The following is a 17,342-nucleotide window of genomic DNA, read 5'->3' as shown; positions in this document are numbered from 1 at the left end:
GACCCACCCGCCCGCGTCCGTCCCGAGCCGCTGGAAGACCTCGCCTGGGCACGTCAGCCGGCCCCACGGGACGAGCCGGCCCAGGCCGCGCAGCACGAGGCATGGGGCACGGCGGCCAAGCACGGGGTACGGGGTGCAGCGGGGCAGTACGAGGCACTGGGCACGGTCGTCCAGCACGAGGCGCGGGGCGCGGCGGGTCGGTACGAGGGCTACGACGGGGCCGGCCAGCACCAGGGGGATGGCCGCGATGGGCACCGCGCGGGGCGTGGCTGGGCCGAGGAGTCCGGCTGGACCGGCGAGGCCGTCGAGCCGCAGCGGCCCGAGCAGGCCGGCTGGGGCGAGCCTGATGCGGCCCCGCGGGCCGACTGGGGCGAGTCTGGTGCGGCCCCGCGCGGCGAGCAGCGCCCAGCCAGCCGACCCGCCGCGAGTGTTGCCGCCTGGGCGCCGCCAGCCGAACCGGAATGGTCTGCCGGCGCCGCGTACCCGGCCGCGCAGGCCGCCGCCGGCCAGTGGTCACAGGTGCGGGCCGGGGACCGGTGGGCGGAGGCGCACGACGACGACCGGGGCCGGGAGGTCCGGGTCGGCGAGCGCCGGACCACGGCGCACGCTGACGTGACGGGCAGCGGGTACCGGGCGGAGAACCGGTGGGCCTCAGTCGGGCAGGGCGATCCCCGTCCTGAGGAGGATCCGGGTGAGCGGTGGCGGGACCGGGACTTCTCCGGCGCCGGTTCGGAGTTCGATCGGACGACGGGTGGCTGGCCGGACGCGGACCCGCGCGGCGCGCGTACCGACGAGCGCCCCGGCGGCGCGGGGCCGGGCGGCGGCACCGACTGGGACCACGGGACGTGGTCCGAGCCGGTCCCCCCGGCACTGCCGGTGAACGGCGTGCCGGTGTCGGCCGAGTGGCGTCCGCCGGCGCAGCGCGGTGCCCGGTCGGTCGGACAGTGGGGCGCGGCGGAACCCGAGCCGGCCCGGCTCAGCCGGCACCAGCGCGCCGACGAGGAGCAGCGGTACGGGTACCCGCCCCGCGACGACACCCCACGCGCTGGCGGCGCCCGCCCGGCCGACCACTGGCGCTGACGGGCCCGCCGCTACTTGTCGACGTCTCCCACCACGAAGAACATCGAGCCGAGGATCGCGACCAGGTCCGGCACCAGGCAGCCCGGCAGCAGGGTGGCCAACGCCTGCACGTTCGCGTACGACGCGGTGCGCAGCTTGAGCCGCCACGGCGTCTTCTCGCCCCGCGACACCAGGTAGTAGCCGTTGATGCCGAGCGGGTTCTCCGTCCAGGCGTACGTGTGCCCCTCGGGGGCCTTCACCACCTTCGGCAGCCGGGTGTTCACCGGCCCGGTGAGCCGGTCCACCCGGTCCAGGCACTGCTCGGAAAGGTCGAGCGAGGCGTACACCTGGTCGAGCAGCACCTCGAACCGGGCGTGGCAATCCCCGGCGGTCTTGGTCACCACCGGCACGTCGAGCTGGTCGTAGGCCAGGTACGGCTCGTCGCGGCGCAGGTCCAGGTCGAGCCCGGAGGCCCGGGCGACGGGCCCGGACGCGCCGAACGCGGCGGCGTCGGCGGCGGACAGCACCCCCACCCCGACGGTGCGGGCGAGGAAGATCTCGTTGCGCCGGATCAGGTGGTCCAGGTCCGGCAGCCGGCGGCGCACCTCGCCGATGGCGGCGCGGGCCCGGCCGGTCCAGCCCGCCGGCACCTCCTCCTTGAGCCCGCCGACCCGGTTGAACATGTAGTGGATCCGGCCGCCGGAGACCTCCTCCATGACCGCCTGGATGGTCTCCCGCTCCCGGAACGCGTAGAACACGGGCGTGATCGCGCCGATCTCCAGCGGGTACGAGCCGAGGAACATCAGGTGGTTGAGCACCCGGTTCAGCTCGGCCAGCGCCATCCGCAGCCAGGTGGCCCGCTCGGGCACCTCCAGGCCCATCAACCGCTCGACGGCGAGCACCACGCCCAGCTCGTTGGAGAACGCCGACAGCCAGTCGTGCCGGTTCGCCAGCACGATGATCTGCCGGTAGTCGCGTACCTCGAACAGCTTCTCCGCGCCCCGGTGCATGTACCCGACGATCGGCTCGGCGGCGACCACCCGCTCTCCGTCGAGGACCAGCTTGAGCCGCAGCACGCCGTGCGTGGAGGGGTGCTGCGGGCCGATGTTGAGCACCATGTCGGTGCCGAGCTGCTCACCGCCGGCCCCGGTGCCGACGGTCAGCTCGCGCAGGTCACCGGTGTCCGTGGTCATGCCCGTCATCGTGCCATGCACGCATCGACGGCGACGCCGACCGGCTGGAGCAGCCAGTGGTGCCCGCCGAGGCCGGCCGGGTCGGTCAGCTCCGCCGCCGTCGACGAGGCGGCGAGCGCCCGCACGTACCGGGCGGGGTCGGTGGCGGCCAGGCTCAGCGGTGGTCGCCCGCAGTCGGCCCCGAGCGCCCGCAGCGCCTCCCGCTGCGACACTAGGGTGTACGCGCACCGGGCGACCCGCTCGCCGGCGGAGGCGACGGAGTCCATGGCGACGTGGGCGGTGACGTCGCAGGACCCGTCGGGTACCGGCGGCACCTGCCGCCCACCCCGGTACCCGGTCAGCGTCCCGTTCACCGGCCGCGAGTTTCGCAGGTGCCCGTAGTCCACGGCCACCGCCATCCCCCGCCGCAGGCACCGCACGGCCCGCGCCCAGGCCAGATCCCGATCCCGTCCGATCTCCACCCGCCCCGCGCCGGGGCAGGGGTGCCAGGTGGTCAGCCAGGTCTTGTCCTCGGGGGTCAGCGGGGGGCCTGGGGTTTCCCTGCCGGTGGCTGGGTCGACCAGGAGGTAGCGCCAGCCGTCCTCGGTGGGCACGGCCACGTCCAGGGGGACGTTGTCGAGCCATTCGGTGGCGATCAGCAGGCCGGTGATGGCCTCCGGGATCTCGTCGGTCCAGCGGATTTCCGGGGGTAGGGCCGGTGGGCGGGGGGCCAGTTCGACGGCCGTGAGGCGCAGGCGGTGGGCCAGCGGCACCGGCGCCGGGGAGGTGTCGGCCGGGAAAGCGCTGCTCAGGACGGTGCCAGCCGCTCCTTCGCGGGCCAGGTCCGCCAGGGCGCGCAGCAGCTCTCCCCGGCCGGCGCCCACGTCCACCAGGTCGAACGGCGCGGGGAACCCGAGGGCGGCGTCGAGCCGCGACACGAGCCGGAACACCGCCGCCGCGAACGCTGGGGAGGCGTGCACGCTCGTGCGGAAGTGACCGGCCGGGCCCGCCCCGGAGACGAAGAAGCCGTCCGGCCCGTACAGCGCCCTGCTCATCGCGTCCGGCCAGCGCAGCGCCGTGGAGTTCATCCCGCGTTCAGGTCCCGTCACCGTGCCGACCCTACGGTCTGCGGGCATGAGACGAATCGCGATCCCCGCGCTGGCAGCCGTACCGCTGCTGCTGGCCGCCCCCGGTGCCGCCGCCGCGCCCGCCCGGGACGACGCGCCGCGCGCGGTGCGGGCGGTGACCGAGACACCTTCCCTGTTCGACGACTCCGCCGGCGGGGACGCCGACGCCGACGACCCGGCGATCTGGGTGCACCCCACCGACCGGGCCGGCAGCCTGGTGGTCGCCACCGCCAAGAACGGGGGCCTGCGGGTCTACGACCTGGCCGCCCGCGAGCGGCAGGCGTTCGGCACCCCGCCCGCCCCGGGCCCGGACGACGAGTCCGGCCGGTTCAACAACGTCGACCTGGTGACCGGGTTCCGGCTCGGCGGGCAGCGGGCCGACCTGGCGGTGGTCACCGACCGGGGGCGCGACCAGCTCCGGTTCTACCGGATCGACCCGGACACCCGGCTGCTCACCGACGTGACCGCGCCGGACGTGCCGTTCGCGTTCAGCCGGGACCAGGCCGAGGTCAACGAGCAGCGCACCGCGTACGGGCTGGGCACGTACGTCGACCCCGCCGGCGGCGCGTACGCGGTGGTGAGCCGGCGCAGTACCCCGGAGGTGGGGGTGTTCCGGCTGGTCGAGCGCGCCGGCCGAATCGGCTACCGGCCGGTGGACCGGCTGACGCTGCCGTCGACGTTCACCCTGCCCGACGGCACCGCCTGGTCGCCCTGCACCGACCCCGGCGACGGCCCGCAGGTGGAGGGGACCGTGGTGGACCCGGACACCGGGGTGGTGCACCTGGCGCAGGAGAAGGTGGGCCTGTGGCGGACCCGGCTGGCAGGTGGCCGGCTCACCGGGGCTCCGGCGCTGGTCGAGCGGGTCCGCGAGTACGGCGTGCCGGCGGCGTTCGACCCGGCGGAGGACGACTGCGTGACCGACCACTCGGCCGACCCCGGGTTCGGCGGCCGGATCGCGCAGGACGTGGAGGGGCTCACGATCTACCGGACGGGTCGCTCCGCCGGGACCCTCGTCGTCTCCAGCCAGGGCGACGACACGTTCCACACCTACGACCGGCGTACCGGTCGCCCGACGGGCCGGTTCGCCGTGGTCGACGGGGCGGTGGACGGCGCGCAGGAGTGCGACGGCGCGGCGGTGACCGCCACCCCGTTGCCGGGCTTCCCCGGCGGGCTGCTGGTGGTGCACGACGGCCGGAACACCCCGGACACCCCGGGGGAGGACGGCGAGGCGCGCCCGGACACCGATTTCAAGTTCGTCGACGCCGGGTTCCTGCGCGGCCGGTGACGGCCGGACCGGCCCGGGCCGCCGCGGGACGTCGCGGCGGCCCGGCCGCCCCATTGGTGAAGGTTTTCACACCTTCTTGTTTCGACCTGTTCACTGCGGCGCATACTTGCGATCGACCGGTACCCCCTTCGAGGACTGGATCGTTGCCATGAGCGCACCGCTGCGCCCGCGTCCGGCAGCCCCCTCCCGGGCCGCCGAGACCTCGGGCGGCGCCCCTGCCGGGGCCCCGCTCTCCTTCCCCCGCGTGCTGACCGTCGGCGTCATCGGCGCCGGCCGGGTCGGTGCCGTGCTGGGCGCGGCGCTCGCCGCCGCCGGGCACCGGGTGATCGCCGCCTCCGGCGTCTCGGGGGCGGCGAAGGCCCGGATCGCCCTGCTGCTGCCCGACGCCCAAAACCTCTGCGCCACCTCCGTGGCCCGCGCCGCGACCGACCTGCTGCTGGTCGCCGTGCCCGACGACGCGCTCGCCGCGGTGGTGGCCGGCCTCGCCGACACCGGGGCGCTGCGCCCCGGCCAGGTGGTAGCGCACACCTCCGGCGCGCACGGGCTGGGCGTTCTCGCCTCGGCCGCCGCCGTGGGGGCCCGCCCGCTGGCGCTGCACCCGGCGCTGACCTTCACCGGCACGCCGGAGGATCTCGGCCGGCTCGCCGGCATCTCGTACGGGGTGACCGCGCCGGCCGAGCTGCGCCCGCTGGCCGCCCGGCTGGTCGCCGACCTCGGCGGGGTGCCCGAGTGGGTGGGCGAGGCCGACCGGCCGCTGTACCACGCGGCGCTGGCGCACGGCGCCAACCATCTGGTCACACTGGTCAACGAGGCGGCCGACCGGCTGCGCGACGCCGGGGTGGGCCAGCCGGAGAAGGTGCTCGCCCCGCTGCTGCGGGCGGCGCTGGAGAACGCCCTGCGCCTCGGTGACGACGCGCTGACCGGCCCGGTGTCCCGGGGCGACGCCGGCACCGTACGCCGGCACCTGGAGCGGTTGGCGGCGACCGCGCCCGAGTCGGTCGCGGCGTACCTGACCCTGGCCCGGCGCACGGCGGACCGGGCCATCGCGGCGGGCCGGCTGCGCCCGGCGGACGCCGAGCCGCTGCTCGACGTGCTGAGTGGGATTCAACGGGAGGTGGCGGCGTGAGCGTGAGGAGTGAGCGGGTTGTGCGAGCCCCGCAGTCGCGAACTGAGGTGGGGCGGCGTGAGCGTGAGGAGTGAGCGGGTTGTGCGAGCCCCGCAGTCGCGAACTGAGGTGAGGTGCGGATGACGGAGCTGGTGCGGACCCGCGCGGAGCTGGCGAAGGCGCGCGACGCCCTGACCGGCACCGTCGGCGTGGTGATGACGATGGGCGCGCTGCATGCCGGGCACGAGACGCTGTTGCGGGCCGCCCGGGAACGGGCCGACCACGTGTGGGTGACGATTTTCGTGAACCCGCTCCAGTTCGGCCCGAACGAGGACTTCGACCGGTATCCGCGCACCCTGGAGGCGGACCTGGAGGTCTGCCGCCGGGCCGGGGCCGACGTGGTCTTCGCGCCGGGCCGGGCGGAGATGTACCCGGACGGCGAGCCCCTGGTCCGGGTCGACCCGGGGCGGCTCGCCGGGGACCTGGAGGGCCTGAGCCGGCCCGGCTTCTTCCACGGGGTGCTCACCGTGGTGCTGAAGCTGTTCCAGCTCACCCGCCCCGACCTGGCGTTCTTCGGCGAGAAGGACTATCAGCAGCTGATCCTGGTCCGGCGGATGGCCCGGGACTTCGACGTGCCCGTCGAGGTGGTCGGCGTGCCGACGGTCCGGGAGCCGGACGGGTTGGCGCTGTCGAGCCGCAACCGTTACCTCTCTCCCGGGGAGCGGGAGGCGGCGCTGACCCTGTTCACCGCGTTGCGGGCCGGGGCGCAGGCCGCCGACAGGGGCGAGCACGCCGGTGAGGTGCTGGCCGCCGCCCACCGGGCGTTCGGCGCCGGGGCGCCCGGGGTCGAGCTGGACTACCTGGCACTCACCGACGCGGACCTGGAGCCCGGCCCGGTCGCCGGGCCGGCCCGGCTGCTGGTGGCGGCCTGGGTCGGCAGCACCCGCCTGATCGACAACGTGGCGATCCGGCTCGCCCCCCGCTCCTGACCCGTCTCGCGCGAAAGGCATCCCGATGTTCCGCACCATGCTCAAGTCGAAGATCCACCGGGCCACGGTGACGCAGGCCGACCTGCACTACGTGGGCTCGGTGACGGTGGACCAGGACCTTCTGGACGCGGCCGACCTGCTCCCCGGCGAGCAGGTGGCCATCGTGGACGTCACCAACGGCGCCCGGCTGGAGACGTACGTGATCCCCGGCGAGCGGGGCAGCGGCGTGGTCGGCATCAACGGTGCCGCCGCCCACCTCGTGCACCCGGGCGACCTGGTCATCCTGATCTCGTACGGGCAGTTCGACGACGCCGAGGCACGGGCGTACCGGCCCCGGGTGGTGCACGTCGACGTTGCCAACCGGGTGGTGGAGCTGGGCGGTGACCCGGCCGCGGCGGCCCCCGGCACCGCCGGCGACCCGGTCCCGAGCCCGCTCGCCGTCGTCGGCTGAGAGCCCCGCCCCGCCCGGCCGGATTCGGTCGGGGCGCGGCGCCAGGTGTTCGAGTCGACTCGAACTCGACCCGGATGTCGGTCCGTACGCGGTATGTCACCGATGGTCATCCCTGGTTATTCTTGGGTTCCGTCGCGAGCTGGTGGTTGGGGAGGCCCGATGCGTCGTGTGCCGACGATCGTGTGCGCCGTCCTGGTCGCGGCGGTCGTGCTGGTCGGCTGCGGGGGCCCCGCCGGCCTCGACGGCGACCTCACCGACGACTGGGCCGCCCCGGGGCCGGCCTTGCCGTTCACCCCGGCCGCCGGGGTCTGCCAGGTCGCCGACTTCGTCGACGTGGTGCCCCTGTCGGCGTACGCGCCGGTGGACTGCGCGCTCCCGCACCGGGTGGAGACGGTGCACGTCGGCGCCTTCCCCGCGGACCGGGCCGCCCCGCCGGCCGGCGGCTCGCCCGAGCTGAGCGGCCCGTTCGCCGACTGCGACGCGAGGGCCACCGGGTACGTGGGGGACGACTGGCGGGCCGGTCGGCTCCGGCTGGCCGTGGCGGTGCCGTCGAAGACCGGCTGGGCGTCCGGCGCCCGCTGGTACCGCTGCGACCTGACCGAGGTCAGCACCGCCGAGGCGGGCGCTGTGCCGGTCACCCGCACTGGCAGCCTACGGGACGCGCTGAAGGGGCCCTCCCCGCTGCGGCTGGGCTGCCAGCGCAGCGAGGACGTCGGGAGGCGCGGGAGGCAGGTGCTCAGGCCGGTGGAGTGCGCCACCCGGCACGACGCGGAGTTCGTGGGGGTGTGGAAGGCCCCGGACCGGCCGTACCCGGCCCGGGACGCCGACTGGCTCCCCCTCTACACCGGCTGCCGGACGGTCCTGGCCCGGTACGTGGGGGTGCCGGACGACAACGACCTGCGCTTCCGCAGCGGCCTGGTGGTCCGCCCGCCCGGGGCGGGGCGCTGGCGGGTCGGCGACCGGGGGGTCCGCTGCTACCTGTGGCTCAGCGACCGCACGGTGACCGTCTCCCTCAGGGGGGCGGGCCCGGCCGGTCTCCCGGTCCGGACGCGGTGACCGGTCTCCCGGTCCGGACGCGGTGACCGGTCTCCCGGTCCGGACGCGGTGACCGGTCTCCCGGTCCGGACGCGGTGACCGATCTCCCGGTCCGGTCGCGTGACCGGCCGCCCGACCCGGACGAGGTGACCGCCGGCTGCCCCGGGTAGCCCAAACCACTCGTCCCGCCCCCGCCGCCCGGGATGAGGGGCCTTCGGGTTGACTGTGCTCATGGACCTTCCGACCGTCGACCTGCCCGTCCTGCCGTCGCTGCTGGCCGCGCCCGCGCCCGGTTGGGTGGAGACCACCGACGTGATCGTGGTCGGCTCCGGGGTGGCCGGGCTGACCGCCGCGCTGCATCTGCGCGAGGCCGGCCTGCACGTCACCGTGGTCACCAAGGTCAACATCGACGACGGCTCGACCCGCTGGGCCCAGGGCGGCATCGCCGCCGTACTCGACCCGGCGGACACCCCGGCCGCGCACGCCTCGGACACCGAGGTCGCCGGGGTGGGATTGTGCGACCCCGCTGCCGTGCGGGTGCTCGTGGAAGAGGGGCCGACCCGGCTGCGGGAGCTGATGCGCATCGGCGCGGAGTTCGACCGCCACCCGGACGGCTCGCTCATGCTGACCCGGGAAGGCGGGCACCGGGCGGACCGGATCGTGCACGCCGGCGGGGACGCCACCGGCGCGGAGGTGCAGCGGGCCCTGCACGCGGCGGTCCGCCGCGACCCGTGGATCCGGCTGGTCGAGCACGCTCTCGTGCTGGACCTGCTGCGTGCCCCCGGCGAAGGGCCCGGCGGGCTCGGCCCGGCCTGCGGGATCACCTTGCACGTGCTCGGCGAGGGCAGCGAGGACGGCGTCGGCGCGCTTCTGGCCCGCGCGGTGGTGCTCGCCACCGGCGGGATGGGCCAGGTCTTCGCGGCCACCACCAACCCGGCGGTCTCGACCGGCGACGGGGTGGCGCTGGCCATGCGGGCCGGCGCGGCGGTCACCGACGTGGAGTTCGTCCAGTTCCACCCCACCGCGCTGATCACCCCGGCCGGGGCCGGCGTGCCCGGGGCCGGCCTGGCGCAGCAGCCGCTGGTCTCCGAGGCGCTGCGCGGCGAGGGCGCGCACCTCGTCGACGGCGACGGCAAGCGGTTCATGGTCGGCCAGCACGAGCTGGCGGAGCTGGCCCCCCGGGACGTGGTGGCCAAGGGCATCCACCGGGTGCTGTTGGCCACCGGCGCCGACCACGTGTACCTCGACGCCCGGCACCTCGGCGGGGATTTCCTGATCGGGCGCTTCCCGACCATCGTCGCCTCCTGCCTGGCCATCGGGGTCGACCCGGCCACCGACCTGATCCCGGTCGCCCCGGCCGCCCACTACGCCTCCGGCGGCGTCCGCACGGACCTGCGCGGTCGTACCTCCATCCCCGGCCTGTACGCCTGCGGCGAGGTGGCCTGCACGGGCGTGCACGGCGCGAACCGGCTGGCCAGCAACTCGCTGCTGGAGGGGCTGGTGTTCTCCCGCCGGATCGCCGAGGACATCGCCGCCGGTTTGCCCGAGCAGGCCCGGCCCGCCGAGGCCGGCGCGTGGGTCGGCGGGGGCGGCTGGGTGGTGCCCGCCGGCGGGACGCCCGCCCTGCAGCGGGCGATGACCCGGGGCGCCGGGGTGCTGCGCTCGGCGGACACGCTCGCCACCACGGCCACGGCGCTGGGCGAGTTGGGCGTGGGCCGGGGCACCCCGCGCACCGCCGACTGGGAGGCGACGAATCTGGTCACCGTGGCGTCGGCCCTGGTCGCCGCCGCGTACGCCCGCCGGGAGACCCGGGGTTGCCACTGGCGGGAGGACCACCCGACGGCGGACGAGCGGTGGCTCGGCCACCTGGTCGCCGCGATCGGGGCGCAGGGCAGGTTGACGTCTCGGTGGGAGGCCGGCGAACGATGAGGGAAACGACGGAGCAGGCGCTGCGGGCGGGCGGACTCGACCCGGCCGAGGTACGACGGGTGCTCGTCACCGCGTTCGCCGAGGACCTCGGCCCGGACTTCCTGGACGTCACAAGCATCGCCACCATCCCGGCCACCCAGGCCGACACGGCCGACCTGGTCGCCCGCGCCGACGGGGTGGTCGCGGGGCTGGCCGTGGCGGCTGCGGCGTTCGAGCTGGTCGGCGAGGTGACCGGCTTCCCGGCCGACCCCGGCGGAATGTCGGGCGACGGCTCGCCAGGCGGTGCCGCTCCGGCCGACGGGGTGGCGGGCGGCGGCCGTGCCGTCGAGGTGTCGCTGGTGGCCCACGACGGGCAGCGGGTGGCCCGCGGCGACGTGCTGGCCACCGTGGCCGGGCCGACCCGGCTGTTGCTCACCGCCGAGCGCACGGCGCTGAACCTGCTCTGCCGGATGTCCGGGGTGGCCACCCACACCCGGGCCTGGGCGGACGCGCTGACCGGCACGAAGGCGACGGTGCTGGACACCCGCAAGACCACGCCGGGCCTGCGGGCGCTGGAGAAGTACGCGGTTCGGGCCGGCGGCGGCACGAACAAGCGGATGGGCCTGCACGACGTCGCCATGATCAAGGACAACCACAAGTTCGCGGCCGGCGGCGTCGCGGCGGCCTTCCGCCGGGTCCGGCAGACGTTCCCGGACGTGTCGGTGCAGGTGGAGGTGGACACGCTCGCCGAGGCGCTGGAGGCGGTCGGTGCCGGCGCGCGGTTCCTGCTGCTGGACAACATGACCCCGACGACGCTGCGCGAGGTCGTGGCCGCCGTGGGGGACCGGGCGGAGCTGGAGGCGACCGGCGGGCTGACCCTCGACGTGGCGGCGGAGTACGCGGCGACCGGCGTGGACTACCTGTCGGTGGGCGCGTTGACGCACTCCTCGCCGATCCTGGACATCGCGCTGGACCTGCGGGCACGGTGAGCCTTCCGGGCGGCCGGTCCGCGCCGCCCGTCCCGCCCGGCGGCGGGACCTCAGGTGTGCCGTGTCGCCCCGCCCGGCGTCTAGGCTGCGTGCGTGCTGCTCTGCATCGACATCGGAAACACAAACACCGTGCTGGCGACCTTCGACGGCGACAAGCTGGTGCACTCCTGGCGGATCAAGACCGATGCCCGGTCCACGGCGGACGAGCTCGGGCTGATGTTCCGGGGACTGCTGGCCGGTGACGCCGTGGAGATCACCGGGGTGGCCGCCTGCTCGACGGTGCCGGCCGCGCTCCGCTCGCTGCGGACGATGCTGGCCCGCTACTACGCCGACCTGCCCAGCGTCATCGTCGAACCGGGGGTGCGCACCGGCGTGCAACTGGCGATCGACAACCCGAAGGAGGTCGGCGCCGACCGGGTGGTGAACACGCTCGCCGCGTACACCCTGTTCGGCGGGCCGTCGATCGTGGTCGACTTCGGCACCACCACCAACTTCGACGTGATCAGCGGCCGGGGCGAGTTCCTCGGCGGCGCGTTCGCCCCGGGGATCGAGATCTCCTTCGACGCGCTCGCGGCCCGCGCCGCCCAGTTGCGCAAGGTGGAGGCGGCCAAGCCCCGGTCGGTGATCGGCAAGAACACCGTCGAGTGCCTCCAGTCGGGGCTCTACTTCGGCTTCGCCGGGCAGGTGGACCGGATCGTGGAGCGGATGACCGAGGAACTGGGCGAGGTGCGGGCGGTGATCGCCACGGGTGGGTTGGCGTCGGTGGTGATCGGCGAGTGCCGCAGCATCACCCACCACGAGCCGATGATCACCCTCATCGGCCTGCGCATGGTCTACGAACGCAACGTGTGAGGCGCGGGGAGGGGCTGCAAGGCGGAGCCCCTTGTCAACGCCTGCGGTAGAGGCATCCCTCTCACCCGTACCCGATGGGTCAGCGGCCCCCGTACCGAGGCCGGTGCCGAGGCCGACGAGCCGGGCGGGGGTGGGGTCGGTCATGGCGGGCAGGTTATCCCGTAACGGTCGCCGGGGCCCTTGAGTACGCTCGGGCCTGACCCCGCCGAAACTCCTTAGCTGAGGAAGCGTGCCGTGACCGAGCAGAACGCCGTGCCAGTCGACCCCGCCGACGACCTTCCGGAGCAGATGAAGGTCCGCCGGGAGAAGCGGGACCGGATGCTCGCCGAGGGCGTCGAGCCGTACCCCGTCGGATTCCCCCGGACCAGCACCCTGGCCGACGTCCGCGCGAAGTACGCCGACCTGCCCACCGACACCGCCACGGGCGACCGGGTCTCGGTCACCGGCCGGGTGATCTTCGTGCGCAACACCGGCAAGCTCTGCTTCGCGACGTTGCGTGACGGCGACGGTACCGAGCTCCAGGCGATGCTCTCCCTAGACCGGGTCGGCGCGGAGCGGCTGGACGACTGGAAGCGCCTCGTCGACCTGGGCGACCACGTCGGGGTCACCGGCGAGGTGATCACCAGCCGGCGCGGCGAGCTGTCGGTGCTGGCCGAGGTGTGGGCGGTCACCGCGAAGGCGCTGCGCCCGCTGCCGGTGGCGCACAAGCCGCTCAGCGAGGAGGCCCGGGTCCGCCAGCGTTACGTCGACCTGATCGTCCGCCCGCAGGCGCGGCAGATGGTGCGCACCCGGGCCGCGGCCGTACGCAGCCTGCGCGACTGCCTGCACGGGCAGGGTTTCGTCGAGGTGGAGACCCCGATGCTCCAGCTGCTGCACGGCGGCGCGGCGGCCCGCCCATTCGTGACCCACAGCAATGCCTTGAACACCGATCTGTATCTGCGAATCGCGCCGGAACTGTTTCTCAAGCGCGCCGTGGTCGGCGGCGTCGATCGGGTGTTCGAGATCAACCGTAACTTCCGTAATGAGGGTGTCGACTCTTCGCACTCGCCGGAGTTCGCGATGCTTGAGGCGTACCAGGCGTACGGCGACTACGACACGATGGCGTCGCTGACCCGTAATCTGGTGCAGCAGGCGGCGATCGCGGTCGCCGGGTCGACCGTGGTGGCGCACGCGGATGGCCGGGAGTTCGATCTGGGCGGCGAGTGGCGCTCCGTGACGCTCTTCGGGGTGCTTTCCGAGGCGCTCGGCGAAGAGGTCACCGTCCGCACCGAGCGGGCCCGTCTGGTGGAGTACGCGGACAAGGTCGGCCTCTCCGTCGACCCGAAGTGGGGCCCGGGCAAGCTCGCCGAGGAGCTGTTCGAGGAACTGGTCGTGCCGGGGCTTCAGGCGCCGACCTTCGTCCGGGACTATCCGGAGGAAACCAGCCCGCTGACCCGGGCGCACCGCAGCGAGCCGGGGCTGGCCGAGAAGTGGGACCTCTACGTCCTCGGGTTCGAGCTGGGCACCGCGTACTCCGAACTGGTCGACCCGGTCGTGCAGCGGGAACGCCTGGTCGCCCAGGCCCAGCTCGCGGCGCGTGGCGACGACGAGGCCATGCGGCTGGACGAGGACTTTCTCCGGGCGATGGAGTACGGAATGCCCCCGGCCGGCGGCATGGGAATGGGAATCGACCGGCTGCTGATGGCGCTGACGGGCCTGGGAATTCGGGAAACCATCCTCTTCCCCTTGGTCCGGCCGGAGTAGCCGCCGGCGGCCCCGGCAGGGGCAGATACCGCGTCCTATTGACGAGGTAAGCATCGGGCAGGTTATTGTGCTCTCAGTTAGCAGGAGCACCCTGCTCGAAAGGAATGTGCAACGTGGCCAAGCAGATCATTCACAAGCTGGTCGATGACCTGGACGGCGGGGACGCTGACGAGACCGTCAAGTTCGCCCTCGACGGCGTTCAGTACGAGATCGACCTCTCTAACGCGAACGCCGAGAAATTGCGTGACGTTTTCGCGCCCTATGTCGCTGCCGGCACCAAGGTGGGTCGGGGTGGCGTGGTGGTCGGCGGGCGGGCCGCGCGCGGCCGGGGCGGCGCGACCGCCGACCGCGAGCAGAACAAGGCGATCCGGGCATGGGCCAAGCGGGAGGGCAAGGAGATCTCGGACCGGGGGCGTATCCCTCAGGAGATCGTCGACGAGTTCCACGCCAAGCGCTGACCGCCGAGCCGATTCTGGGCTACCGCCCCCGTCGAAGGGTGCGGTAGGGCCCTAGATGGGACATCCCCGACACGGGCGACACCGACGCCGGACCGGAGCACGCCTCCGGGCCGGCGTCGCCGTGTCCCTGGCCCCTGTCGGCCTGGCCGCCCGCGAGGAGGCCATCGCCGAGGAGGCCGCCGCTGGGCGGCCGGTCCGGTCGAGCGCCGCCCCGGCAACGCCTTGGCGCCGTCCAGGGCACCCTTGGGCGCCGTCCCGGGTGCCGCCTCCTCGGGCGGGAAGAGCCGGTCCCGCCGAGGCGTTGTCCACAGACGGTGGAGAAGCCGTCCACAGCCTGTGGACGACCGGCTGCCGGCCTGGTGGTCGGTTGCGGGTGGCGCAGGGGCCCGTCAGGGGTCCGCAGGCCGGTCCCACCGCCCGTCCGAATTTCGCTCTGCGCGTACACGCGGAGCCCCCGGAACACGCCCTGAGCGCGGACGGTTGGTTAAAACGACGCGTACCGGACCCCCGCCGAGGACACACGACCTCAGCGGAGTCGGTCCGCGGCGATAGAGTAATGAGGCAAGGACGCCCGTCCCGGACGTCCGCGCACCGGCCCCGCCGAGATCTGACCATCAAGGCGCACGGCACGTGAGGAGCACGAGGGCATGTTCGAGCGGTTCACCGACCGAGCGCGACGGGTTGTCGTCCTGGCCCAAGAAGAGGCCCGGATGCTCAACCACAACTACATCGGTACGGAGCACATCCTGCTGGGCCTGATCCACGAGGGTGAGGGTGTCGCGGCGAAGGCCCTGGAGAGTCTGGGGATCTCGCTGGAGGGTGTGCGTCAGCAGGTCGAGGAAATCATCGGTCAGGGCCAGCAGGCGCCGAGCGGGCACATCCCGTTCACGCCGCGGGCGAAGAAGGTCCTGGAGCTGTCGCTGCGTGAGGCGCTGCAGCTCGGCCACAACTACATTGGTACGGAGCACATCCTGCTCGGCCTGATCCGCGAGGGCGAGGGCGTCGCCGCCCAGGTCCTGGTGAAGCTCGGCGCCGACCTCAACCGGGTCCGCCAGCAGGTGATCCAGCTGCTCTCCGGCTACCAGGGCAAGGAGCCGGCAGCGGCCGGGACGACGACGGGCGAGGCCGCGCCGTCGACCAGTCTGGTGCTGGACCAGTTCGGCCGGAACCTGACCCAGGCTGCCCGGGAGGGCAAGCTCGACCCGGTGATCGGGCGGGAGAAGGAAATCGAGCGGGTCATGCAGGTGCTGTCCCGCCGCACCAAGAACAACCCGGTGCTGATCGGCGAGCCCGGCGTCGGCAAGACCGCCGTGGTCGAGGGCCTGTCCCAGAAGATCATCAAGGGCGAGGTCCCGGAGACGCTGAAGGACAAGCAGCTCTACACCCTCGACCTGGGCGCGCTGGTCGCCGGTTCCCGTTACCGGGGCGACTTCGAGGAGCGCCTGAAGAAGGTGCTGAAGGAGATCCGCACCCGGGGCGACATCATCCTGTTCATCGACGAGATTCACACCCTCGTCGGCGCGGGCGCGGCGGAGGGCGCGATCGACGCGGCGTCGATCCTGAAGCCGATGCTGGCCCGTGGCGAGCTGCAGACCATCGGCGCCACCACGCTGGACGAGTACCGCAAGCACCTGGAGAAGGACGCCGCCCTGGAGCGGCGGTTCCAGCCGATCCAGGTGGGTGAGCCGTCCCTGGCGCACACGATCGAGATCCTGAAGGGCCTGCGGGACCGGTACGAGGCGCACCACCGCGTCTCGATCACCGACGCGGCTCTCGTGGCTGCCGCGACCCTGGCCGACCGGTACATCTCCGACCGCTTCCTGCCGGACAAGGCGATCGACCTGATCGACGAGGCGGGCGCGCGGATGCGCATCCGCCGGATGACCGCGCCGCCGGACCTGCGGGACTTCGACGAGCGCATCGCGCAGGTGCGTCGCGACAAGGAGTCCGCGATCGACGCGCAGGACTTCGAGCGCGCCGCGCAGCTCCGCGACAAGGAGAAGCAGCTGCTGGGCCAGAAGGCGCAGCGCGAGAAGGAGTGGAAGGCCGGCGACCTCGACGTCGTCAGCGAGGTCGACGACGAGCAGATCGCCGAGGTCCTGGGTAACTGGACCGGCATCCCGGTCTACAAGCTGACCGAGGAGGAGACCTCCCGCCTGCTGCGCATGGAGGACGAGCTGCACAAGCGCGTCATCGGCCAGGAGGACGCGGTCAAGGCCGTCTCGAAGGCCATCCGGCGTACCCGGGCCGGCCTGAAGGACCCGAAGCGCCCCTCCGGCTCGTTCATCTTCGCCGGCCCGTCCGGTGTGGGTAAGACCGAGCTGTCCAAGGCCCTCGCGGAGTTCCTGTTCGGCAGCGAGGACGCCCTGATCCAGCTCGACATGTCCGAGTTCCACGACCGGTACACGGTGTCCCGACTCGTCGGTGCCCCTCCCGGCTACGTCGGATACGACGAGGGCGGGCAGCTGACCGAAAAGGTGCGGCGTCGGCCGTTCTCGGTGGTCCTCTTCGACGAGATCGAGAAGGCCCACCCGGACGTGTTCAACACCCTGCTCCAGATCCTGGAGGACGGGCGGCTGACCGACGGTCAGGGCCGGATCGTGGACTTCAAGAACACGGTCATCATCCTGACCACGAACCTCGGCACCCGGGACGTCGCCAAGGCGGTTTCGCTGGGCTTCCAGGCGTCGGAGGATTCGGAGTCGAACTACGACCGGATGAAGCAGAAGGTCAACGACGAGCTGAAGCAGCATTTCCGGCCGGAGTTCCTGAACCGCATCGACGACACCATCGTGTTCCACCAGCTGCGGCAGGGCGAGATCCTGTCGATTGTGGACATCATGATCGCCCGGATCGAGACCCAGCTGCGCAACAAGGACATGGGCCTGGAGCTGACCGACAACGCCAAGAAGTACCTGGCGAAGAAGGGCTTCGACCCGGTCCTGGGCGCACGGCCGCTGCGGCGCACGATCCAGCGTGACATCGAGGACAACCTGTCCGAGCGGATCCTGTTCAACGAGTTGATTCCCGGTCAGATCGTCGTGGTCGACTGCGAGGGCGACCCGGAGGACATCGACAAGTCCAAGCTCGTGTTCCGCGGCTCGGACCGACCCGCCGAGGTCCCCGACGCCGTTCCCGCCGAGCTGGGCGGCACCGAGGCCGCCTGAGT

At 73.4% G+C, this 17,342-nt stretch carries 13 protein-coding genes and 1 pseudogene; 12 read left to right on the top strand and 2 right to left on the bottom strand.

The annotated features are described in order from the left end of the window. Positions 1–1,080, top strand: a pseudogene (locus E1258_RS33440) (hypothetical protein); the annotation flags it as partial. 11 nt (positions 1,081–1,091) lie between these two features. Here the strand turns inward: E1258_RS33440 and E1258_RS18415 are convergent. Together E1258_RS18415 and E1258_RS18410 are read right to left on the bottom strand one after the other, a co-directional pair. Beyond that, positions 1,092–2,261, bottom strand: coding sequence for an NADH-quinone oxidoreductase subunit D (locus E1258_RS18415; protein WP_207919614.1), 1,170 nt, complete (start codon positions 2,259–2,261; stop codon positions 1,092–1,094). Further along, a complete protein-coding gene (locus E1258_RS18410; protein ID WP_132402715.1) occupies positions 2,258–3,319 on the bottom strand; it encodes an SAM-dependent methyltransferase in 1,062 nt (353 codons plus the stop codon). Before E1258_RS18410 ends, E1258_RS18415 begins: the two co-directional genes overlap by 4 nt. Before the next feature lie 46 nt (positions 3,320–3,365). Here E1258_RS18410 and E1258_RS18405 point away from each other — a divergent pair, with 46 nt between their 5' ends. From E1258_RS18405 to E1258_RS18355, 11 genes are all read left to right on the top strand, one after another. Then, positions 3,366–4,643 (top strand): phytase, encoded by a 1,278-nt coding sequence (locus E1258_RS18405; protein ID WP_132402706.1) that lies wholly within the window; start codon positions 3,366–3,368, stop codon positions 4,641–4,643. A 148-nt stretch (positions 4,644–4,791) separates the two neighbouring features. Further along, on the top strand, positions 4,792–5,769 hold the full coding sequence (locus tag E1258_RS18400; protein WP_132402703.1) for a Rossmann-like and DUF2520 domain-containing protein: 978 nt from the start codon (positions 4,792–4,794) through the stop codon (positions 5,767–5,769). Positions 5,770–5,888: 119 nt separating this feature from the next. Beyond that, a complete protein-coding gene (gene panC / locus E1258_RS18395; RefSeq protein WP_132402700.1) occupies positions 5,889–6,737 on the top strand; it encodes a pantoate--beta-alanine ligase in 849 nt (282 codons plus the stop codon). 25 nt (positions 6,738–6,762) lie between these two features. Next, positions 6,763–7,188, top strand: a complete 426-nt coding sequence (gene panD / locus E1258_RS18390; RefSeq protein WP_132402697.1) for an aspartate 1-decarboxylase — start codon at positions 6,763–6,765, stop codon at positions 7,186–7,188. A gap of 159 nt (positions 7,189–7,347) precedes the next feature. Then, positions 7,348–8,244, top strand: a complete 897-nt coding sequence (locus tag E1258_RS18385; RefSeq protein WP_132402694.1) for a septum formation family protein — start codon at positions 7,348–7,350, stop codon at positions 8,242–8,244. A 210-nt stretch (positions 8,245–8,454) separates the two neighbouring features. Beyond that, positions 8,455–10,152 (top strand): L-aspartate oxidase, encoded by a 1,698-nt coding sequence (locus tag E1258_RS18380; protein ID WP_132402691.1) that lies wholly within the window; start codon positions 8,455–8,457, stop codon positions 10,150–10,152. Continuing rightward, the gene (gene nadC / locus E1258_RS18375; protein WP_132402688.1) at positions 10,149–11,120 is read left to right on the top strand and encodes a carboxylating nicotinate-nucleotide diphosphorylase; all 972 of its coding nucleotides are present in this window, start codon (positions 10,149–10,151) and stop codon (positions 11,118–11,120) included. The genes E1258_RS18380 and nadC overlap by 4 nt, the downstream gene beginning before the upstream one ends. Before the next feature lie 93 nt (positions 11,121–11,213). Further along, a complete protein-coding gene (locus tag E1258_RS18370) occupies positions 11,214–11,972 on the top strand; it encodes a type III pantothenate kinase (protein WP_007073349.1) in 759 nt (252 codons plus the stop codon). Positions 11,973–12,206: 234 nt separating this feature from the next. After that, positions 12,207–13,715, top strand: a complete 1,509-nt coding sequence (gene lysS, locus E1258_RS18365) for a lysine--tRNA ligase (protein WP_132402685.1) — start codon at positions 12,207–12,209, stop codon at positions 13,713–13,715. A 113-nt stretch (positions 13,716–13,828) separates the two neighbouring features. Further along, positions 13,829–14,173, top strand: coding sequence for an Lsr2 family protein (locus tag E1258_RS18360; RefSeq protein ID WP_165949827.1), 345 nt, complete (start codon positions 13,829–13,831; stop codon positions 14,171–14,173). A gap of 647 nt (positions 14,174–14,820) precedes the next feature. Further along, positions 14,821–17,340 carry an ATP-dependent Clp protease ATP-binding subunit gene (locus E1258_RS18355; RefSeq protein WP_132402679.1) on the top strand — a complete coding sequence of 840 codons (2,520 nt, stop codon included), beginning with the start codon at positions 14,821–14,823 and terminating at the stop codon, positions 17,338–17,340. Positions 17,341–17,342 lie beyond the last annotated feature (2 nt).

The sequence above is a fragment of the Micromonospora sp. KC207 genome (genome assembly GCF_004348615.1).
Taxonomy (GTDB): domain Bacteria; phylum Actinomycetota; class Actinomycetes; order Mycobacteriales; family Micromonosporaceae; genus Micromonospora.
Note: the sequence above shows the minus strand (reverse complement) of the source record. Positions and strands in the feature narration are given on the sequence as shown.